This is a genomic window from Devosia submarina, assembly GCF_003056345.1.
GTDB classification, from domain to species: Bacteria; Pseudomonadota; Alphaproteobacteria; order Rhizobiales; family Devosiaceae; genus Devosia; species Devosia submarina.
This window is the reverse complement of the sequence record NZ_PYWB01000001.1, coordinates 166,876-185,067: the sequence shown is the minus strand read 5'-3', so window position 1 is coordinate 185,067 and position 18,192 is coordinate 166,876. Positions and strand designations below refer to the sequence as shown.

Sequence of the window (18,192 nt, the reverse complement as noted above, 5' to 3'; positions counted from 1 at the left end):
CTGCTCTTTCGATCAGGGGACGAGGCGCTCGATAGGCCCTGTGGGCAGGGAAAGCTGCAATCCGCGCGAGAAGATAAACCAGATGGCAAAAGCCAGAACAAAGCCGATGGGCACGCTCAGCCAGAGCGGACCACGGCCAAAGCCCTTGGCGACAAAGCCGAACAGCACTGCGGTGCCGATCGAAAAGCCGGCCCAGCTGATCAGCAGAAGCTGCGCCAGGAGACCACCGACGATCCAGGCAATCGGGCCGTAGTTGATCTTTTCACGGACCGGAAACTGGCCGCGAAAGGCCGAGATTGCCGTGGCGAAGGACAGAACGAGCAAGCCGGCGGCGATCACATAGGGAAAAACGGTTGGGCCGACCTTGGCCTGGATGGGGGGAACCCGCATCAGGGATGTCTGCCAGATGATGACCGCGGCGATAGCCGCGAGCACCAGCGCTATAACAAACGCCGCCCCATCGGGGCGGCGCGAAAGATTGGGTTCGCCAAGGCTCATTGAACGAGGCCGATATCTTTCAGGATGGCTTCGGTGGCCGAGATGTCTGCTGCGAGCTGGGCGTCGAACTCGTCACCGGCCAGGAACATGTCGGTCCAGCCATTGGTTTCGAGAATGCCCTGCCAGGTGGCGGAGGTCACAAGCTTTTCGACATCGGCGGTGATGGTGGCCTTCTGCTCGTCGGTGATGCCGGGAGCAGCGGCGACCATGCGCCAGTTTTCGACAACCAGCTCAACGCCGGCTTCCGACAGGGTCGGGATGTCGGAGCCCTCGAGGCGCTCGGCACCGGTGGAGGCCAGAGCGCGCAGATCGCCGGACTGGATCTGAGCGTCGAATTCGCCAAGGCCGGAAATGCCAACGGTTACCTGGCCGCCCAGAACAGCTGCAAGAGCTTCGCCACCGCCGGAATAGGCGATGTAGTTGACGGTGGTGGGATCAACGCCGACGGTCTTGGCGAAGAGGCCGGCCGCGATGTGGTCAACGCCACCAGCCGAACCACCAGCCCAGGAGACGGCACCCGGATCGGCCTTGAGCTTGGCGACGAGGTCGTCAACGGTCTGCAGTTCGGAATTGGCGGGCACAACGATCACGTCGGACTCGCCGGTGAGGCGGGCAATTGGGGTGACGTTGGCGAGCGACACGGGCGAGGCATTGGTCAGCACAGCACCAACCATGACATAGCCCCCAACGATCAGGGCATTGGGATTGCCGTTGAACTGGTTGACGAACTGGGCGAGGCCGATCGTGCCGCCAGCGCCGGGTACGTTGGTGACCTGGACATTGCCGGAGATGCCTTCGGCCTGCAGCGCTTCCTGCATCGCACGGGCAGTCTGGTCCCAACCGCCGCCGGGCGCTGCCGGGGCCATGATTGTGTAGTCTGCGGCGAAAGCAGGAACGGCGAGTGCGCCCGTCAGTGCCGCGGCCAGAAACAGCTTGTTCATAAGTCCTCCCATGTAAATCATCTGGAACGTTCTTGGCGTTCGTGGGGGCACCATAGGTGCCGACCCTGTCACCGTCCTGTCATCGCACAGTGCGGCGCCGCACGCCTGTTGTGCCAAGCTTTGCGCCATTCACGCCATGTTGGCAATGGCGGCCGGCATTGGATGGCCCGAAGACGATGGCGAGGGCCGTTTCTGGCTGAAAAGCTTGAGCAGGGTAGTGGTTGTGTCAAAGGGCCCGGGGCGGGAATAAAGGTGGCCCTGCCCCAGAGTGCAGCCGAAGTTTTCCAGGACGCGAGACTGGTCGGCCGTCTCGATGCCTTCGGCGACAACGCGCATGTTCAGCTTGCGCGCGATGTCGATAATGGCGCCCGCTATGACGTCGCTGGCACGGTCGCTTCCGAGCCGGGCCACAAAGGAGCGGTCGATCTTGATGATATCGACTGGAAAGCTCAGAAGGTGGGTGAGCGAGGCAAAGCCGGTGCCGAAATCATCAAGCGCCACAAGGATGCCGCGCTGGCGCAGAGCACCTACGGCCCTGGGCACCATCTGGTCGATGCCGCTCATGTAGACCGCTTCATTGACCTCGAGGACGATGTGCTTGAGCGGAACCCCTGCCCGCTTGAAAATGGTGACGATGCGTTCCTCAAGGTCGCCGCGCAGGAAATCGCCGGTGGTGACATTGATCCCGACATGCTGGAAATCGATGCCCATGTCGAGCCATTGGCGCACATCGGCCGCGATCTGGGTCAGCATCTGGCCGGTGAGCTGGTAGGCGATGCGCGGGTCGGACAGGGCAGTGTGGAATTCGCCGGCTATGGCGATGCGCCCTTCGGGCATGCGCATGCGCGCCAGGGCCTCAAGCCCCACGATCTCGGCCGTGTCGATGCGCACGACTGGCTGGTAATGGGGGACCATGCGGTTTTCCAGCATGGCCTCGTCGAGGCTACGCACAATACGAACCCGCTCCAGCATGGAGGTCCGCAAATCCGGCTTGAACCGGACATAGCCGCCGCGGCACACTTCCTTGGCGTGGTAGAGCGCGAAATCGGCGTTCTGAAAGAGGGAGGCGGCGTCGGAACCGTCGGCGCCGAACAATGCGCCGCCAAGGGTTATGTGGGGATCAATGGTATGGTCGCCAGCCTGGATCAGCCCACGGACGGCGGCAAGCATGGCGGCAGCGGCACCGCCCAGATCCTCCGGGGTGGCGCAGTTGGAGACAATGACCGCAAATTCATCGCCACCGAGGCGGCAGGCGGTGAGCCGGGGATCGCTGCCGGCGATGCGCTCGGCAATGGTCTTGATCAGGGTGTCGCCATAGGCGTGGCCGACGGTGTCGTTGACGATCTTGAGGTGGTCGATATCGACCAGGAGCAAGCCGAAATCCTGCTTGTGCTCAATGTTGCTCGCCAGAAGGTCATTGAACTGGCCGCGATTAGGCAGGCCGGTCAGCACATCGAAATAGGCGAGGCGATGGTTGCGCCGGCGGACGCGTTCATTGTCGATGGCAATGGCACAGAGGTGGACACAGGTCTGGACGATGCGGCGCTCCATGTCGTCGGGTGCGCGGCTTGTGCGGTAATAAAAGGCGAAGGTCGCAACAACCTGCCCGTTTGCGTCCAGGATCGGGCTCGACCAGCAGGCGCGCAGGCCAAGGGGCTGGGCAAGGCCGCGGTAGTCGTCCCACAAGGGGTCGGTGTCGATATCGGTAACGAGCACGGGTTCACGGCGGAAGGCAGCTGTGCCGCAGGAGCCGGACCTTGGGCCGATCTGCAAGCCGTCGATGGCGGCGGAGTAATGGGCGGGCAGGCTGGGCGCTGCAAGGGGATGCAGCTGGCCGCTTGAGTCGAGTGTCAGAATGGAGCAGATGACTTGGGGGGCAAGGGCTTCGGCGCAGCGGCACATGAGGTCGGCGACATCGGCTAAGGGACTGCCACAGGCGACCGCCTCCAGAACCTCCGTTTGGAGGCGCAGAAGCGCTTCGGTAGTTTTTCCGTCCATCCACATGCCCCGCTCTTTGCCCAGAGGGTAATGCGGACGCGTGAAAGGGTCCTTGCGCGAAAGGGTAAAGCGCTGGGGCGGGCGCTAAGAACTTGTTAGCCATCCCGCCTATTGCGAGGGCGCGGTTAATTTTTGAACCGCTCGTCGCCAAGGTCGTTGTCCACCCAAAGCAGGAGGCTAGCGATGAGTTTTCCACCTATGGACCCCAGCCCGGCTGCGCCTGAACCGGGTCCCACGCCACCCATTTTTCCCCGGCCCCTCGATGATAAGCCAAAGGAAGGGGATGAGCGGCAGGTGCCTGACAAATCCGATCCGCAGGAGAATCCGCAGCCGGGTCCAGACATGCCGCCGGCGCAGTCGCCCTTCCCCGACCACACGCCTGATCCCTAAGGGCAGCAAGCAGCCGCACCACACTTTACCTTTGCGCGAGACTCCCATGACCAGCACATCATGTCCGATCACCAATGAGCCGGCGCAGATCCGCGCCAAGACAGCCGACTACACCGAATATGACTGCCCCAGCTGCGGCGTGTTCCGCATCAGCTCGGCGGCGCTAGCCCTGGCGGGCGACAATCCCGAAACCCTGGCGGAAGCCTTGTCCGTGGCGCAGAATGCGGCCGAGAAGGGAGAAGTCCCGCTGGTCGACAATGTGGTGAGCGGCTAGCAGCCAAATCGCCGTCACCTTGTGCCGGTCGGATAAAATCCTATCTTTGTCCTAAACAGACAAAATGCGGATGACCCATGCCACAGCGCCTTAGAGATTCCATTGTGTCGGTCAGGGCCCTGGTTCCCGACGAGGCACATACCGCTTCCACGCTCGGCACGCTTCGGGAAGGGAGCGGCGTGGTGATCGGTGATGATGGGCTGGTGGTGACCATTGGCTATCTGATTACCGAAGCCGAAGAGGTTTGGCTGACGACCCATGACGAGCGCGTCATGCCCGCCCATATTGTTGGCTATGACCAGCAAACCGGGTTTGGCCTCGTGCAGGCGCTCGGGGATCTGGATCTGCCAAGCCTTGATATCGGAAGTTCTTCGCGTGCCCGGGTGGGCGATGTGGCAACCGTGCTGGATGGACGGGGCGAGGAGATCATCACCGAAATCGTCGCCAAGCAGGAATTTGCCGGCTATTGGGAATATCTGCTGGATGAAGCGATCTTTACGGCCCCCTTCCACCCATCCTGGGGCGGAGCGGCGCTGGTGGATGCGGACGATGAGCTGATCGGCATTGGCTCGCTGCGGCTGCAGATGCTGCAGCGCGACAAGACAACCGACATCAACATGATGGTGCCGATCGATCTGTTGAAGCCTATTCTCGATGACCTGATCGCCGCAGGCCGGCCCCGGCGCGAAGCGCGGCCTTGGCTGGGCGTGTTTTCGGCCGAAAGCAGCAATGGTGTCGTGGTGATGAGTGTTGCCGATGGGGGGCCAGCCGAACAGGCGGGCCTCAAGACGGGTGATGTGATCAGCGAACTCGACGGAGACGAGGTGACAGGGCTGGCGGATTTTTACCGCAAGCTCTGGACCAAGGCGCCAGCGGGTGCGGAATTTGCCATGCGCATCGTGCGCAAGGGAAGGGACAGCTGGGTGCGGGTGAAAACCGCAGACCGGGAGGCGTTTCTCCTTAAGCCGCAGCTGCAGTAGCGCAGTTTGCTTTGGTTGCGCCGTAAACGAAAGCATTCGTTGTCGGCGGGCTTGCCCATGATCTATATGGGAAAAGCAGCGCGGAGCGGACAGCAGATTTCGTGAACACCAGGGAACGTCACGCCGAAATCGTGGAGCTCGCCCGGAGCCAGGGCCATGTCAGCGTCGAGGCCTTGGCGAGCCGGTTCGGCGTTACGGCACAGACAGTGCGCAAGGATCTCAACGACCTGTGCGGCGAGGGCATTCTGAAGCGGACCCATGGGGGTGCGCTGTTTCCCTCAGGCGTCGAGAACATGGAATATGAAGCGCGGCGGCGCATCGCGGCGGCTGAAAAAACCGCCATCGGACAGGCGACGGCCGCGCTTATTCCATCCAATGCGTCCCTCTTCATCAACATCGGTACCACGACCGAGGCGGTCAGCCAGGCGCTGCTGGACCATTCGGGGCTGATGGTCATCACCAACAACATCAATGTGGCCAATCGCCTGCGGGTTTATCCGCGGATCGAAGTGGTGATTGCCGGGGGTGTGGTGCGCCCGGCGGATGGCGGGGTGGTGGGCGATGCGGCGGTGGAATTCATCCGGCAGTTCAAAGTCGATTACGCCGTGATCGGCGCCTCGGCGATCGATGAGGACGGGGCCCTGCTGGATTTCGACTATCGCGAAGTGCGGGTGTCGCAGGCGATCATCGCCAATGCGCGGCATGTTATTCTTGTTTCGGATTCCAGCAAGTTCGAACGAACGGCGCCGGTGCGCATCGGGCATTTGTCGCAGGTGAACAGCTTTGTGACGGACCGGTGCACCCTGCCCTCTATTCGCTCGATCTGCGGGGAAGCCGGCGTGCGGCTGATCGAGACCTCGCCCGAGGGATAAAATCCGCCCGGGCGAGTTTGCGGGCACATTAGTGGCCGAGAACCCGTTCCATGGCGCCGGGCTGATCGTGCACGGCGAGCTTGTCCATAATGGTGGCGCTCGCTTCGTTGAGGCCGACAACTTCCACTTCGGCACCGGCACGGCGGAACTTGAGCACTGCCATGTCAATGGCGTTGACGCCCGTGAGGTCCCAGATATGGGCGGCGCTGAGATCGAGCCGGACCTGTTGTACCTGTTCATCGAACTTCATGGCCGCAAGGAAATCTTCGGTGCTGGCAAAAAACAGCTGGCCTTCGATCCGGTAGGTGCGCACGCCATCTTCGAGAGAGGAGGTGACTCGGAAGATTTGCGAGACCTTCCAGGCAAAGAAAATGCCCGAAAGGAGCACGCCAACGCCTACCCCAAGCGCCAGATTATGCGTGCCGACCACCGTGAGCACCGTTGCCAGCATGACGATGCTGGAGCGCCGGGGATGGTGGAAGAGGTCGCGCAGGGAGCCCCAGTTAAAGGTGCCGATCGAAACCATGATCATGATCGCGACGAGCGCGGGCATGGGAATGAGGCCGACCCAATCGCCCAGCACCAGAAGCAGGAAGAGGAGGAAAGCGCCGGCCGTGAAGGTGGAGAGACGCGTGCGGCCACCGGATTTCACGTTGATCACGGACTGGCCGATCATGGCGCAGCCCGCCATGCCGCCGAAAAAGCCGCTGGCGATGTTGGCGATGCCCTGCCCGATGCTTTCGCGGTTCTTGTCGCTTCCCGTGTCAGTCATCTGATCGACGATGGACGCGGTGAGAAGGCTTTCAAGGAGGCCCACGGCGGCAACAGCCACGGAATAGGGCAGTATGATCCAGAGGGTTTCGAGCGTCAGCGGAATCTGGGGAATAAGCAGCTGCGGCAAGGCATTGGGCAGTTCGCCGAGATCGGCGACTGTGCGGGTGTCGATGCCGACGAGGAGCGCGAGGCCTGTCAGCAGGAGAATGCAGACGAGCGGCGAGGGAATGGCGCGGGTGACGCGGGGGAAGAGGTAGATAACGGCAAGGCCTGCCGCGATCATCGCATAGGATTCCCAGGTGACGCCAATCAGCTCGGGCAATTGGGCCATGAAGATCAGGATGGCAAGGGCGTTGACGAAGCCTGTCATGACCGAGCGGGACACAAAGCGCATGATGTAGCCAACACGGAGCCATCCGGCGGCAATCTGCAGCACGCCTGCGAGGATGGTGGCGGCGAGGAGATATTGCAGGCCGTGTTCGCGCACGAGCGAGCCGAAGAGAACGGCGGTGGCGGCCGTGGCTGCCGAGATCATGGCGGGGCGACCACCGGCAAAGGAAATGACGATGGCGATGATCACGGAGGCGTAAAGGCCCACCTTGGGGTCGACGCCCGCAATAATGGAAAAGCCGATGGCTTCAGGAATGAGGGCCAAGGCAACAACGATGCCGGCGAGGACGTCGGCGCGGATGTTGGAAAGCCAGTCACGGCGAAGAGTGTCTTGAAAGGTCATTGATGTTCCAGGCAGCGCGGCAGCGGAGCTGGCATGGGATGCAAGCGGGCTGATTATGCGGGTTCATACTGGATTGTCTGGCGGATTGGCGGCCAGAAGAGCCACCCGGGTTTGCACCGGGTCCGGAGTTCTGTGGGCTTCATGGCGGCAATGGAAACGTAAATCAACCCTAGGAGGCCACAAAAGCGCTAGCCCGGCCAAGAGCCGAGATTGATAAGCGCGGGAACGGCCAGGGAAAGACCCGACAAGAGCAGGAGCGTGAAGGCTATGCGCCGCAGGGTAAGAACCGGCAGCGGTGGGGGCCAGCGCTTTGCCAGAAAGGTCGTGGCGGTGACGACCGGTGCGGCAAGAAGCGCCCAGGCGAGGATATGGATGGGGAAATTACCGGTGGCGCCCACCAGCCCGAGGCGGAAGATTGCGTTGGTGGCAAAGATCAAGACCAGCGTGTCGCGGATGGTGGCGACGGGAAAGGGCTGCCGATAGAGGTGGTAGATGAGGGGCGGGCCGGAGGTCGAGAACATGCCCCCGAGGAAGCCGCCAAGCGCCCCGACCAACACGAAAGATCCGGAGGACGAGCGTTCCTTGAGCGGATGGGGCTGGAGCAGCAGCTGGATGCTGGCGCCCACGATAACCAGGCCCAGAAGGAAGCGCAGCCCATTCAGGTTGGTGTCGGCAAGCTGTTCAAGAAGGAAATAGCCCAGGACGAGCAGCACAAGGCTGGGCAGCAGGGTAAGGCGGAACTCGCCCCAGGCCACGCCTTTCCAGCCGCGTAATATCATCTGCGATGCATTCACCAGGGTCAGGATGCTGACCATTACGGCGGCGTCGGGCAGTGGCAGCAGGCCGAGCATGCCGATGCCGCCCATCATCAAGAGACCAAAGGCAAAGCCGGTGATGGTTTGAACATAGGCTGCGGCGCCCGCCATCAGCACAAGCAGAGCAATACCGAGCGGGTCCATCAAACAGCCTGAGAAACAGAATCAACGCGGCTGGTGAATTGCCGTGAAGATGCTTTGGCCCATCGCGGCCCCGAAAAGCAATTGCGCTCCCGCGCAAAGAGGTGGGGCGGAGAGGGAAAGCGGCGCCTAAACAGCGCCCACCAAGGAGAGCGGCGCAGATGAACGCCGGATGAATGGTGGACTCAGGGGTGGTTCAAGGCCCCGGTGGCACGCTCTCCCGTACAGACAGGAATTTGCCCACAAGGGAGATAATTATGACCAGGAACCAGGAAAAGGTTTTGATTGCGACGCTGTGCGGGCTTGTAGTCACCGCGGCTGGCGCGTTCGCCGTGCAGCCTGCAATGGCGGCCGGCTACGATGTGGATCAAGTCGCCGAGGTGACGGACGTTGCCTATTGGGACAAGCTTAATGTGCGCAAATGGCCGGCGAGCTATTCACAAAAGATCGGTGCTTTCGCGCCGGGCGACCATGTGTGGGTGGAGCGCTGCATCGAGGCGAAGACCGGCGCGGATTGGTGCCTTGTGGATGCGCGCGATACGCGCGGCTGGGTCAATTCGCGCTTTTTGACCGTAAAGACCGACTGGGATCTCTAGTTAAGGCTTCTTCAACCCTTGGTGACCGGGGGAACAAGCGGGGCGCCTGTTCATTGGTCATTTTTAGGAGGAAACAGGCCATGCCCGCTTCAAACCTGGACCGCATACCCGATCCGCTGACGGACAAGTTCAGCCTGCACGAACTGCCCCGCATCGCCCCCTGGGTTTATGACGAGATTACTGCCATCGGGGTGGATGAGGTGGAGCACACCATCGCCGATATGGGCGAGAACCCAGACGCGCCGCAGCGCATGCAGACCTGGGTCGCAGCGCTTTCGCAGCACCATTCCGATTTCTGGGGTGCGCTGGCGCAGGGTTAGGCCTGAACCAAGCGGCCCGCACAGGATGCGAGCCGCTTTAAAGTTCTAGTGAGCGGTATAGCTGGGGAACAGCACGTCGAGATCTAGGACGGCGATCAGCTGGTCGTCGGACTTGACCAGTTTGGAAACGGTGCTTTCCCCTCTGCCCTTGCCGCCCGGCGGCGGACGCAAGTCGTCCGGCTTGGCGAAGATGATGTCCGACACCGTGTCGGCGATTACCCCCACATCGCGATTGCCGAGGGAAACCACGAGGATCACCTTGCTGGTTTCGTCCTCCATGCTGGGAGCGCCCAGCATGGCAGCAAGGTCATAGATTTCCACGATGCTGCCGCGGATATCGAGCACCCCGCAGGCGCCATAGGGCTGATTGGGCATGGGGGTGGTCTTGGACCATTTGCGGATTTCACGCACCGACATGATCTCGATGCCGAACAGCCTTTGGCCGCAGGTAAAGGTCACGAACTGATTGGTGGTTGCCGCTTCGGCGACGCTGGGGGAGCCTTGCTGGGGCTCGCGGTCGGACAGGAAGTCCATCAGAATTCACTCCAATCCTGCTTGATGGCGGCGTTGCCTTGCGTGAGATAGGAGCGGGCGGCCGATGCGACCCTGTCCTGAAGGGCGCGGATGCCCGTCTTGCCGGGGGCCGACTTGGGCTGGGCCGAAGCGACTATCTGGCGCTCGCCCTGCGCGTCGATCCTGAAGATTTCGACAATCTTGTCGAGTTCGACGGCCTGGGCTTCGGTCTGCTCGATCGCGGCATTGGTTTCTTCCACCAGGGCCGCATTGTGCTGGGTCATTTCGTCCATCTGGCGGATGGCGGTTGTGACTTCGCCGATGGCTGAAGATTGCTCGCCGCTCGCCGAGGAGATGGCCTGCATCAGCGTGCTGTTTTCGCGAACGGCGAGGAGGATGTCCTGCAGCTTCTGGGCGGCGCTGTCGACCAGCTTGGTACCGCCGCTGACTTCAACCGAGCTCTGCTCGATCAGCTGCTTGACGTCAGCAGATGCTTGAGCGGCGGACTGGGCCAGGCGGCGCACCTCGACAGCCACGACGGCAAAGCCCTTGCCCGCTTCACCGGCGCGCGCGGCTTCGACCGAAGCGTTGAGCGCCAGGAGATTGGTCTGGAAGGCGATATCATCGATAAGGCCGATGATGTTGGAAATCTTGGCCGAGGAGGTGCTGATCCGGTCCATGGCTTGCGTCGCCTGCTCCATGACGTGCCCACCTTCATCGGCCAGCTGAGCGGCAGATTGGGTGCGCATGGCGGCGTCACGGGCCTTTTTGGCGTTTTCGGTGACCGTAGTGGCGAGCTGCTCCATGGCGGCTGAAGTTTCCTCGATGGCGGCAGCCTGCTTGGTGGTGCGTTCGGCCAGATCGTTGGTGCCGGCCAGGATTTCGCCGGTGGCCGACTTCAGGGCACGCGAGGTGCCACGCAGCTGCCCAACAACGTTGGTCAGGTTTTCGGCAACCGCATTGGTGTCGTTCTTGAGCTGGGCCAGGGAGCCTTGATAGTTGCCGTTGACGCGCTTGGTGAGGTCGGTTTCAGCCAAGGCCGAGAGCACCTGGCCGGTCTCGGTGATGCTGCGGTCGACCACTTCCACCAGCTCGTTGACGCCCTGGGCCAGCGTGTTGAGTTCCTGGTCGGGGAAAGCCGCAGGGACACGGCGGGTAAAATCACCAGCCACAGCTGCGTGGACGACATTGCCGAAGGCCTGCTGCAGCTCGCCCATCATCTGGGCGCGCGCGTGCTGGTCGCTGATGATGCGGGCGGCTTCGGCTTCGGTCAGCTCAGCGACTTTCAACCCGTTCTGGCGGAAGACCTCCACGGCACGGCTCATGTCGCCGACCTCGTCGCGGCGTTCCTGGCCGGTGAGTTCGACGTCGAACTTGCCTTCGGCGATTTCGAGCATGTCGGTGTTGAGCCGGACCAATGGCTTGGAAATGCCACGGGCGATGAAAATGCCGACGGCGAGCAGGATCACGATCACTGCCAGGCTCACTGTGCCGACAATGGTGGCCGATGCAAGGAACTGGGCCCGAACGTCGGTCAGCAGAACGCCGGATGCAATGGTCCACTTCCAGGGCTGAAAGGCCTGCGCATAGGTGACCTTGTCGGAATAGGTCTTGGTCTGGGGATCAAGAAATGCGTAGTCGACATAGGCCGAGCCATTGGCACGGGCGTTCTCGATCATTTCTTTTACATAGAGCTTGCCATTGCCGTCCTGCTCGACCGCGCGATCCGAGCCCTGCTTTTCGGGCTTGGTCGGGTGCATAAGCAGGACCATATCGAAGCTGTCGACGAAGACGTATTCGTTGCCGTCATAGCGAAGGGCCCGCAGGTTTTCGAGCGCCAGGCGCTGGGCTTCTTCTTCGCTGAGTTCACCGGCCTGGGCGCGATCGTAATAGCCTTGCACCAGGCTGCTGGCAATCTCCACGACGGTCTGCAGCTCCCCGCGCTTGAATTCCTCCAGATTGCTGCGCAGGCCGGACAGCTGATAGCCGACGATGCCGATGAGGCCCAGGGTGAACAGTGCGAGAAGAAGGTAAAGGCGACGGGCAATGCTTGCCGAGAAGAAGGTGATCAATTCGTAGATTCCGGACCGCTCCAGCGAGGCAGCGGCATGCTAAGGGGCTCGGCAAGCCGTCCGTGAGAGTTCGCGAAGCTAGGGATTTGCCTTAACCACACGCTACGAAATCCAACTTAATTGCGCGTAAAGAGCGCCGGATTGCCGTGGCTGGGGCAAGCGGGTCGGGTGGAGACCTCTGCCGATTTGTTGCGCCGATCGGTTGAAGCTGCCGTCGTGAATACTTGCGATTCGCCGTTTTAATTGCAGCGTTGACCCGGCTTTAGCCGCCCTTCTTGTCGCCTGTATGCATGAGAAGAATTCAGAAGGGCAAGCTAAGCGGCCGCCTAACATCGATGGAGCGTTCGGAAACTTTCACCAAAACACCCAAGCAGGTGTGAGCACCGCAGAATCTTGGTGCAGTTTGCGCAGGACCTGCGTAATAATGTTCGTGTCTTTTCTTGCTGCAGCAATGTTGAGCCGGAAAAAGATGGGGCCAACAACGATGACCACAAGCAGACTGCGGATAAAGGGCCGTGTATGGAGCGCTAGACTTGCCGGGGTCTTGCTTGCCCTGCTGAGCTGGACTGCTGCCCATTCGCTCGAGCCCCTGCCAGCTCCGAAAGGTCCGGTAATTCTTGTGGTCAGCGGCAATATCGAGGTCACCAATTCACCTCAGGGCGCGCTGTTTGACCGCGAGATGCTGTATTCCCTTGGCAAGAGCGTGGTGGAAACAACAACGTCCTGGACCGATGGCAAGCAGCATTTCGAAGGCGTGCTCGCCCGGGCTGTGATGGAACGCGTGGGGGCCTCGGGTACAACTTTGATCGCTTCGGCGCTTAATGATTTTGTTGCGCCCGTGCCCATGGCCGAAATTCGGGAATATGACGTGCTGCTCGCTACCGAAATGAATGGCAAGCAGATGGAGGTCAGCGACAAGGGTCCGATCTGGATCGTTTACCCCCGGAATGATCATAGGGAATTGCAGGACGCCAAGTTCAATGACCGCTGGGTCTGGCAACTCAAGGAATTACGGGTGGAATGAGCCTGGGGCCGTATCTGTCGCGACGTTTCCTTGTCGCCTTTACGGCCGTGATCATCCTGTTTGTCCTGCTGGTCGGCGCGTCGGTGCGCCTCCTCATGAGCGAAGCCGAAATAAAGGACGACATCGCCGAGGATATGGTTTGGCTCGCGAGCCAGGGCCAGTATGAGGCGATCCGCTTTGCCGAAGCGCTTTCGGGTTTTGCAGTGGGGACAGTGAACAATTCGGATCTGCAGCTGCGCTTTGATCTTCTTGTGAGCCGGGTCCTGGTGCTCGAACAAGGCGAGCCGCACCGGCAGATGCAGGCGCTCGGCCGTGACGACGATCTGGACGCTTATCGTGCGACGCTTGGCACAGTGCGGGAGCGGCTGCCGAGCCTGACGCCAGCAGATGCGGTGGATATTGCCAATTTCCGGCAGGCCGCGGCCGCCCTGGCGCAATCGTTGCGTGATGTGTCCAACAATGCGCTGCTAGCCAAGCGTGAACGCGAAGCTCTGCGGCGCGATACGCGTCGGCACACCTTGTTCGAGATCCTGACCATTATCGTGGCGACCATGGTTGCGGGGCTGTTTTTGGCGGGTGTGGTGATCCGTGATCAGCGGAACATGGCCAATGCGGAGGCAGCATTGGAGCGCGAACGCCAGATTTCCAAGCTGCACCGTGCCTTCACTTCCGTGGTGTCGCACCAGTTCCGCACGCCCCTGGCGATCATCGATGCGAGTGCGCAGCGCATGATCCGGCGCGGGTATGCAATGGATTACGAGGAGATTGCCGGGCGGGCAGAAAAGATACGCAATGCCTGCCTGCGCCTGACCCGGTTGATGGAAAGTACGCTCAATGCTGCGCGCCTTGAGGAAGGCGAGGTGAACTTCAATCCACGTCCGTGCAATTTGCGCACGCTGTTGCACGATATCTGCGACAACCAGTCCGAAGAGGACCAGGGCCGCATCGAGCTGTCATTCGGTGATCTTCCGCAATGGCTCGAGGCTGACACCACGCTGCTGGAGCAGGCCGTTCAGAACCTTTTGTCCAATGCGCTCAAATATTCGCCCCAAAGCACCAAGGTCAAAGTCATGGCCCATCGCAGTGGGCAGGAAATCCGCATCAACGTGACCGACCAAGGTGTCGGCATTCCGGCCGACGAAATGACGTCGCTGTTCCGGCGGTTCTACCGCGCGCGGACGGCCGAGGGCATACCCGGAACAGGGATCGGGCTAAGCTTTGTGTCGCAGATCATGGCGATGCACCACGGCGCCGTGGACGTATCGAGCGAAGAAGGAAAAGGCTCGACCTTCACGCTGCGCTTTCCCTATCTGGAGACCGAAATGCCCCGCACCGTCTCCCCCTTTGCCGCGCCACAGGCGACGAGTTGAACATGCCAGCTACGATTTTATGCGTTGAAGACGAACAGGATTTGCGCAGCGACATCTGCGAGGAGCTCGAAACGGCCGGGTATGCCGTCATGGAGGCAGACAATGGACGCGAAGCGCTCGAGTTGATGCGGGAAAGGCGGCCCGACCTGGTGCTGTGCGACATCACCATGCCGCTGATGTCGGGGCTCGACCTTTTAGGTCTTGTGCGCAAGGAGCCTGCGCTTGCCGATCTGCCGTTCGTGTTTTTGACGGCGCTGGCGGGGCGGCGCGACATCATCGCCGGCAAGGCGGCGGGTGTGGATGATTATCTGACCAAGCCGATCGATTTCGACCTCATGCTGATCACCATTGCGGCGCGGTTGGAACAGGTGGCGCGGGTGAAAGGCGCCGTCGTTCGGCAGGATAGCGACGGTGTGGGCGGCGGGGTGCGCTCGGCGCTTCTGGGGGCGAACGAGGCGCTGCATCATGTGGCGGTGGGCATTTTCCTGTTGGATGACCAGCGTAAGGTCGTGTTTCGCAACCGGCGGGCGGATGAATTGCTGGCCGAGGCCGATGGCATTTCCCTGTCGCGAGACGGAGTATTGCGCGGAGAAAAGCCGCAGCAAACCCAGGCCATGCGCAACATCATCGATGTGGCCATTAGTAGCGCCACCAGCGGAACACGGCAGGGGACAGAGGCAGTTGCCCTCTCGCGCAGTTCCGGGAGGCGGTCCCTTTTTGCGGTGGCCTGTCCGCTGGGACGCGGCCCGGCCCGGCCGGGGGAGCCTGTCGTGGGGCTTTTCGTGACCGATCCGGAGCGGCGGCTAAGTGCAGCGGCCGAAGCAGTTGCCCAGCTTTATGGCTTGTCCCCGGCGGAAACGCGTCTGGCCTTGGCGCTGGCACGGGGGCTGCGGCTGGACGAGATTGCCGATGAGTTCGGCATCTCGCGCAATACGGTCAGCTACACCATGAAAAATCTGTTTCGGAAAACCGAAACGGACCGGCAGGCGGACCTCATCAGTCTTTTCATCGCCAGCCCCGTGGCGCTGGAAAACGACTGATCAAGCTGCGGCGCGCTTGCTGTTGCGCGGGCGCCTGGAGGCCGGCGCACTTGCAGCATTGGTGCGGCTCCGGCGTTTGAGCGCTGGCTTGGGGCGGAAGGCTGGGTCGCTCGCAACGATAGCGGCGATGGCGGTGTCGATGTCTCGGAAGATTTCTCCGAGGCCAGGGAATTGAGCTTCATCGAAATGGATGTTGCGGGGCAGTTTGAGCATGGGAGAACTCCGTTCTAGAGCGAGAGCCCATAGGGCAGTGCGAGCATGGTGATGGCGATGGCGTAGAGGCCCGACAGAAGGATTGTGCGGTGCATTGGTCGTCCTGGAGAATGAAATGAGGCCGCGGAGCGAAGTGTCGAGCGGTCTTGATGGAGGGGCATAAACCACGCTGCGCTAAGGGATTCGCCCCCTAAACAGGTGGGCATTAACGCCTTGGTAATTTTTTCGGGACGCGGTGAACCCTCAAAACAAGAAAGCGCCGGAAGCATGTGGCTTCCGGCGCTTTGATGGATAACCGTACAGCTCAAGCGGGCGGGATGTTCTGGTTGAGCCGAAAGAGGTTTTCGGGGTCGTATTGCCGCTTGATCTGCCGCAAGCGCTCCCAAGTGGCGGCGGGATAGGCGGCCGAAAGCCGATCGCTTTCGGCGGCAAGAAAGTTCACATAGGCGCCGTCGATTGCCTGGGGTAACGCTTTGATGCAGCTGCTCACCCATGCGTCATGCCGAATGGCGGCGGCGGGACTGCCATCCATGGCAAGAAAGGCTGTCATTATCCGTTTGTCTCGGTGGGCATAGGCCGTTGCGTCATTGGGGATGCGGGCGGCGGCACCGCCAAGGACGCGGACCTGGGCCATACGCATCGGGGCTTCGCAATGCTCCAGCACGTCGAGCACCTTGCCGGCTTCTGCAACGCTCATCCCATCCATGAACAAGGTACGCACCGATACGGCCGGCTTGGGACCGGGAGGTTCGGGCAGGTACATGCTGCTGAAAGGCGCGGGGCCGACAAGATCGGCAAGCGGGGTGGCAAGGGCACGGAAAGGCGCTAGAGCCGCTTGCGCCGATGCGGCAGGGCCGGCATAGGCCATCATGGCCAGGATGATAGTTTTGCCGACAATTTCCGGCGGCAGGAAGGGCATGGGCAGGGCGGGCATGACCATGAGAATGGTCGAAAGTTCCTCGGGCGCCCATTCGGCAGCTGCCACAAAGCCGGCGAGGACTTCGGGTGTCGCCGGCATGATCATGGGTCCTCCGGTGAACTCAGGCAGCTGGTGGACACGATATTTGAAGCGGGTGACCACGCCGAAATTGCCGCCGCCACCGCGCAGGGCCCAGAAAAGCTCGGTGTTTTGCTTGTTGTCGGCAATCAGGATGTCGCCATTGGCGGTCACCAGTTCAGCCGCAAGGAGGGAGTCGATGGTGAGGCCATGCTTGCGCACGAAATAGCCGACGCCGCCGCCAAGGGTGAGACCGCCGACTCCGACCGTGGGGGAATCGCCGAAGCCGATGATGAGCTTGTGTTTCTCCAGAGCATTGGTGACCTCGCCGGCGCTAAGCCCAGTGCCGATCCAGGCGGTCATCTCGTCGCAATTGATGTCCAGCGTATTGAGTGCGCGCAGGTCGATGACGACCCCGCCTTCGCAGCCGCCGTGGCCGCAGGTGGAGTGACCGCCGCTGCGCACTGCAATCGGCAGATTGTTGGAGCGGGCGAAATCAAGCAAATCGGCAATGTCGGGCGCGTTGGCGACCCTTGCGACGAGGAGCGGACGGTGGTCGAACTGCCCAAGAGCCAGCGCGCGGCAATCGTCGTAGTCGGAATGGGTAGGCAGGGTGATTTTGCCCTTGAGGCGATTGGCGAGGGCGTCGATCTGCGCGGCGAAAGCGCCTTTGGCTCCCGCTGCGGGGTTCTGCATCATCAAATTCATTGGGTTTGCTCCATTCACGTCTGGCGCAATTGGCGCCGTGATGGCGGAGCGAAATAGGCCAGCCGATGCCCCCTGCCCCCACCCGTTAAGGTGGTGGACGCAGATCTCCCTTTGGGCGATCGCCCGCGCGTATGGGTGGGGCTGGGGTGGCAGAGCTTCGTTACCTCCTCGCTCCTCAAACAGAAGAGGAGCACATCATGTTGAAGGCAATCAGCGCCTGGCGACGCAAGCATCGTAGCCGACGTTCGAGTGAACCCGTGGCGATGTTCGACGAGCAATTGCTGGCCGATCTGGGCCTTACTTGGGAGGATGTGCGCGAGGCGCAGGCCAAGCGCAGTAACGCAAGCAGCGAGGGCGCTGTTTTCCCTTGAGGGAAACGGCGCTCCGCCAGGCTCTTCCATTCGCCCTTCCCGAAACGAAGATCCGCCCGTCGCGATCAGCATCGCCTTCCCAAGGGAAGGTTTTGCAGTCGCGAGAGGCGGATTTTTGCTGGGGCGGTTAGGCCGGGGCTAATGCGCGCCGAGGCTTTCGAGCGGCGCGAACAGCGTCACGACAAGCTGCGGGCTGGTGGGCCAGCTGTCGAGCTTGGGCGTGAACAGGACGGCGCTCGCAAGAACGAGCGCCAGGGCATTGAACACATGCGGCAAGCGCCGCCGGTAGCGGGAACGCATGATCATTGGCGTAGCCCCGATCAGCGGCTGCCACGCCGACGTCCGCGGCGAAGAGCTTCCATGTCCTCAGGCGTGACACCGATATCGGCCAGCAGATTTGGGCCGAGGCTGGACAGCTGATGGTAGGTGGCGCGCTGATGACGTTTTTCACGCCAGCTATCGAGAACCCTGAGCATTTTTCGATCTCCTTGTTTGACGGCGATCGAATTAGTGCTTCGGCTTCGGCACTTCCCCACTCATATGCGTGGGATC

At 61.5% G+C, this 18,192-nt stretch carries 21 protein-coding genes and 1 other annotated feature; of the genes, 10 read left to right on the top strand and 11 right to left on the bottom strand.

The window, feature by feature from the left end; translation table 11 throughout:
- Nucleotides 1-12: 12 nt before the first annotated feature.
- The 3 genes from DDE77_RS00770 to DDE77_RS00760 all read right to left on the bottom strand — a co-directional run bounded on the left by DDE77_RS00770 (nucleotide 13) and on the right by DDE77_RS00760 (nucleotide 3,437).
- Complete coding sequence (locus DDE77_RS00770) at nucleotides 13-498, bottom strand: tripartite tricarboxylate transporter TctB family protein (protein ID WP_108395522.1); 486 nt, start codon at nucleotides 496-498, stop codon at nucleotides 13-15.
- On the bottom strand, nucleotides 495-1,439 hold the full coding sequence (locus DDE77_RS00765) for a Bug family tripartite tricarboxylate transporter substrate binding protein (protein WP_108395521.1): 945 nt from the start codon (nucleotides 1,437-1,439) through the stop codon (nucleotides 495-497). The genes DDE77_RS00770 and DDE77_RS00765 overlap by 4 nt, the downstream gene beginning before the upstream one ends.
- 129 nt (nucleotides 1,440-1,568) lie before the next feature.
- Nucleotides 1,569-3,437: a putative bifunctional diguanylate cyclase/phosphodiesterase gene (locus DDE77_RS00760; RefSeq protein WP_108395862.1), complete on the bottom strand. Its 1,869-nt coding sequence runs from the start codon at nucleotides 3,435-3,437 to the stop codon at nucleotides 1,569-1,571.
- Nucleotides 3,438-3,620: 183 nt separating this feature from the next.
- Between DDE77_RS00760 and DDE77_RS00755 the strand changes: the two genes are divergently transcribed.
- The 4 genes from DDE77_RS00755 to DDE77_RS00740 all read left to right on the top strand — a co-directional run bounded on the left by DDE77_RS00755 (nucleotide 3,621) and on the right by DDE77_RS00740 (nucleotide 5,953).
- Nucleotides 3,621-3,827: a hypothetical protein gene (locus DDE77_RS00755; protein WP_157959586.1), complete on the top strand. Its 207-nt coding sequence runs from the start codon at nucleotides 3,621-3,623 to the stop codon at nucleotides 3,825-3,827.
- 46 nt (nucleotides 3,828-3,873) lie between these two features.
- Nucleotides 3,874-4,101, top strand: coding sequence for a hypothetical protein (locus tag DDE77_RS00750; protein ID WP_108395519.1), 228 nt, complete (start codon nucleotides 3,874-3,876; stop codon nucleotides 4,099-4,101).
- A gap of 77 nt (nucleotides 4,102-4,178) precedes the next feature.
- Nucleotides 4,179-5,081 (top strand): S1C family serine protease, encoded by a 903-nt coding sequence (locus tag DDE77_RS00745; protein WP_108395518.1) that lies wholly within the window; start codon nucleotides 4,179-4,181, stop codon nucleotides 5,079-5,081.
- 101 nt (nucleotides 5,082-5,182) lie between these two features.
- Entirely contained in the window at nucleotides 5,183-5,953 is a 771-nt protein-coding gene (locus tag DDE77_RS00740) for a DeoR/GlpR family DNA-binding transcription regulator (RefSeq protein ID WP_108395517.1), read from the top strand.
- 28 nt (nucleotides 5,954-5,981) lie between these two features.
- Here DDE77_RS00740 and DDE77_RS00735 read toward each other — a convergent pair whose 3' ends face one another.
- Together DDE77_RS00735 and DDE77_RS00730 are read right to left on the bottom strand one after the other, a co-directional pair.
- A complete protein-coding gene (locus DDE77_RS00735) occupies nucleotides 5,982-7,460 on the bottom strand; it encodes a SulP family inorganic anion transporter (RefSeq protein ID WP_108395516.1) in 1,479 nt (492 codons plus the stop codon).
- Between the two features lie 71 nt (nucleotides 7,461-7,531).
- Nucleotides 7,532-7,587, bottom strand: a sequence feature (sul1 is cis-regulatory element that is thought to sense ions involved in sulfur or methionine metabolism; They are found in Alphaproteobacteria).
- A 61-nt stretch (nucleotides 7,588-7,648) separates the two neighbouring features.
- The gene (locus DDE77_RS00730; protein WP_108395515.1) at nucleotides 7,649-8,419 is read right to left on the bottom strand and encodes a TSUP family transporter; all 771 of its coding nucleotides are present in this window, start codon (nucleotides 8,417-8,419) and stop codon (nucleotides 7,649-7,651) included.
- 254 nt (nucleotides 8,420-8,673) lie between these two features.
- Between DDE77_RS00730 and DDE77_RS00725 the strand changes: the two genes are divergently transcribed.
- Both DDE77_RS00725 and DDE77_RS00720 read left to right on the top strand, forming a co-directional pair.
- Nucleotides 8,674-9,012 carry an SH3 domain-containing protein gene (locus DDE77_RS00725; RefSeq protein ID WP_157959585.1) on the top strand — a complete coding sequence of 113 codons (339 nt, stop codon included), beginning with the start codon at nucleotides 8,674-8,676 and terminating at the stop codon, nucleotides 9,010-9,012.
- An 80-nt stretch (nucleotides 9,013-9,092) separates the two neighbouring features.
- Entirely contained in the window at nucleotides 9,093-9,332 is a 240-nt protein-coding gene (locus DDE77_RS00720) for a hypothetical protein (protein ID WP_108395513.1), read from the top strand.
- 45 nt (nucleotides 9,333-9,377) lie between these two features.
- Here the strand turns inward: DDE77_RS00720 and DDE77_RS00715 are convergent, their stop codons facing one another.
- Both DDE77_RS00715 and DDE77_RS00710 read right to left on the bottom strand, forming a co-directional pair.
- Nucleotides 9,378-9,866, bottom strand: coding sequence for a chemotaxis protein CheW (locus DDE77_RS00715; RefSeq protein WP_108395512.1), 489 nt, complete (start codon nucleotides 9,864-9,866; stop codon nucleotides 9,378-9,380).
- Complete coding sequence (locus tag DDE77_RS00710; RefSeq protein ID WP_108395511.1) at nucleotides 9,866-11,917, bottom strand: methyl-accepting chemotaxis protein; 2,052 nt, start codon at nucleotides 11,915-11,917, stop codon at nucleotides 9,866-9,868. The genes DDE77_RS00715 and DDE77_RS00710 overlap by 1 nt, the downstream gene beginning before the upstream one ends.
- A 484-nt stretch (nucleotides 11,918-12,401) precedes the next feature.
- Here DDE77_RS00710 and DDE77_RS00705 point away from each other — a divergent pair, with 484 nt between their 5' ends.
- Genes DDE77_RS00705 through DDE77_RS00695 form a run of 3 tightly spaced genes read left to right on the top strand, consistent with a single transcriptional unit; the run spans nucleotide 12,402 to nucleotide 15,351 of the window.
- Nucleotides 12,402-12,941, top strand: coding sequence for a putative pterin-binding protein (locus tag DDE77_RS00705; protein WP_157959584.1), 540 nt, complete (start codon nucleotides 12,402-12,404; stop codon nucleotides 12,939-12,941).
- Nucleotides 12,938-14,311: a sensor histidine kinase gene (locus DDE77_RS00700; RefSeq protein WP_108395509.1), complete on the top strand. Its 1,374-nt coding sequence runs from the start codon at nucleotides 12,938-12,940 to the stop codon at nucleotides 14,309-14,311. The genes DDE77_RS00705 and DDE77_RS00700 overlap by 4 nt, the downstream gene beginning before the upstream one ends.
- Nucleotides 14,312-14,313: 2 nt before the next feature.
- Nucleotides 14,314-15,351 (top strand): response regulator, encoded by a 1,038-nt coding sequence (locus tag DDE77_RS00695; RefSeq protein WP_108395508.1) that lies wholly within the window; start codon nucleotides 14,314-14,316, stop codon nucleotides 15,349-15,351.
- On the opposite strand, the gene DDE77_RS00690 is transcribed toward DDE77_RS00695, so the two are convergent.
- Nucleotides 15,352-15,564 carry a hypothetical protein gene (locus tag DDE77_RS00690; RefSeq protein WP_108395507.1) on the bottom strand — a complete coding sequence of 71 codons (213 nt, stop codon included), beginning with the start codon at nucleotides 15,562-15,564 and terminating at the stop codon, nucleotides 15,352-15,354.
- A 304-nt stretch (nucleotides 15,565-15,868) separates the two neighbouring features.
- Nucleotides 15,869-17,269, bottom strand: coding sequence for an FAD-binding oxidoreductase (locus DDE77_RS00685; protein ID WP_210204315.1), 1,401 nt, complete (start codon nucleotides 17,267-17,269; stop codon nucleotides 15,869-15,871).
- A gap of 197 nt (nucleotides 17,270-17,466) precedes the next feature.
- On the opposite strand from DDE77_RS00685, the gene DDE77_RS00680 reads away from it, so the two are divergent.
- On the top strand, nucleotides 17,467-17,640 hold the full coding sequence (locus DDE77_RS00680; protein ID WP_157959583.1) for a hypothetical protein: 174 nt from the start codon (nucleotides 17,467-17,469) through the stop codon (nucleotides 17,638-17,640).
- A 138-nt stretch (nucleotides 17,641-17,778) separates the two neighbouring features.
- Here DDE77_RS00680 and DDE77_RS19320 read toward each other — a convergent pair whose 3' ends face one another.
- Both DDE77_RS19320 and DDE77_RS00675 read right to left on the bottom strand, forming a co-directional pair.
- Nucleotides 17,779-17,946, bottom strand: a complete 168-nt coding sequence (locus DDE77_RS19320; protein ID WP_157959582.1) for a hypothetical protein — start codon at nucleotides 17,944-17,946, stop codon at nucleotides 17,779-17,781.
- A 14-nt stretch (nucleotides 17,947-17,960) separates the two neighbouring features.
- The gene (locus tag DDE77_RS00675) at nucleotides 17,961-18,116 is read right to left on the bottom strand and encodes a YjiS-like domain-containing protein (RefSeq protein WP_108395505.1); all 156 of its coding nucleotides are present in this window, start codon (nucleotides 18,114-18,116) and stop codon (nucleotides 17,961-17,963) included.
- Nucleotides 18,117-18,192: the final 76 nt, after the last annotated feature.

What these genes read in the sequence shown, in the direction of transcription:
- DDE77_RS00685 (WP_210204315.1), bottom strand. Translation starts at nt 17,269, where the DNA reads ATGAATTTGATGATGCAGAACCCCGCAGCGGGAGCCAAAGGCGCTTTC.
- DDE77_RS00675 (WP_108395505.1), bottom strand. Translation starts at nt 18,116, where the DNA reads ATGCTCAGGGTTCTCGATAGCTGGCGTGAAAAACGTCATCAGCGCGCC.
- DDE77_RS00705 (WP_157959584.1), top strand. Translation starts at nt 12,402, where the DNA reads ATGACCACAAGCAGACTGCGGATAAAGGGCCGTGTATGGAGCGCTAGA.
- DDE77_RS00720 (WP_108395513.1), top strand. Translation starts at nt 9,093, where the DNA reads ATGCCCGCTTCAAACCTGGACCGCATACCCGATCCGCTGACGGACAAG.
- DDE77_RS00765 (WP_108395521.1), bottom strand. Translation starts at nt 1,439, where the DNA reads ATGAACAAGCTGTTTCTGGCCGCGGCACTGACGGGCGCACTCGCCGTT.
- DDE77_RS00690 (WP_108395507.1), bottom strand. Translation starts at nt 15,564, where the DNA reads ATGCTCAAACTGCCCCGCAACATCCATTTCGATGAAGCTCAATTCCCT.
- DDE77_RS00755 (WP_157959586.1), top strand. Translation starts at nt 3,621, where the DNA reads ATGAGTTTTCCACCTATGGACCCCAGCCCGGCTGCGCCTGAACCGGGT.
- DDE77_RS00680 (WP_157959583.1), top strand. Translation starts at nt 17,467, where the DNA reads ATGTTGAAGGCAATCAGCGCCTGGCGACGCAAGCATCGTAGCCGACGT.
- DDE77_RS00770 (WP_108395522.1), bottom strand. Translation starts at nt 498, where the DNA reads ATGAGCCTTGGCGAACCCAATCTTTCGCGCCGCCCCGATGGGGCGGCG.
- DDE77_RS00735 (WP_108395516.1), bottom strand. Translation starts at nt 7,460, where the DNA reads ATGACCTTTCAAGACACTCTTCGCCGTGACTGGCTTTCCAACATCCGC.
- DDE77_RS00725 (WP_157959585.1), top strand. Translation starts at nt 8,674, where the DNA reads ATGACCAGGAACCAGGAAAAGGTTTTGATTGCGACGCTGTGCGGGCTT.
- DDE77_RS00715 (WP_108395512.1), bottom strand. Translation starts at nt 9,866, where the DNA reads ATGGACTTCCTGTCCGACCGCGAGCCCCAGCAAGGCTCCCCCAGCGTC.
- DDE77_RS00745 (WP_108395518.1), top strand. Translation starts at nt 4,179, where the DNA reads ATGCCACAGCGCCTTAGAGATTCCATTGTGTCGGTCAGGGCCCTGGTT.
- DDE77_RS00750 (WP_108395519.1), top strand. Translation starts at nt 3,874, where the DNA reads ATGACCAGCACATCATGTCCGATCACCAATGAGCCGGCGCAGATCCGC.
- DDE77_RS00695 (WP_108395508.1), top strand. Translation starts at nt 14,314, where the DNA reads ATGCCAGCTACGATTTTATGCGTTGAAGACGAACAGGATTTGCGCAGC.
- DDE77_RS00700 (WP_108395509.1), top strand. Translation starts at nt 12,938, where the DNA reads ATGAGCCTGGGGCCGTATCTGTCGCGACGTTTCCTTGTCGCCTTTACG.
- DDE77_RS19320 (WP_157959582.1), bottom strand. Translation starts at nt 17,946, where the DNA reads ATGATCATGCGTTCCCGCTACCGGCGGCGCTTGCCGCATGTGTTCAAT.
- DDE77_RS00730 (WP_108395515.1), bottom strand. Translation starts at nt 8,419, where the DNA reads ATGGACCCGCTCGGTATTGCTCTGCTTGTGCTGATGGCGGGCGCCGCA.
- DDE77_RS00760 (WP_108395862.1), bottom strand. Translation starts at nt 3,437, where the DNA reads ATGGACGGAAAAACTACCGAAGCGCTTCTGCGCCTCCAAACGGAGGTT.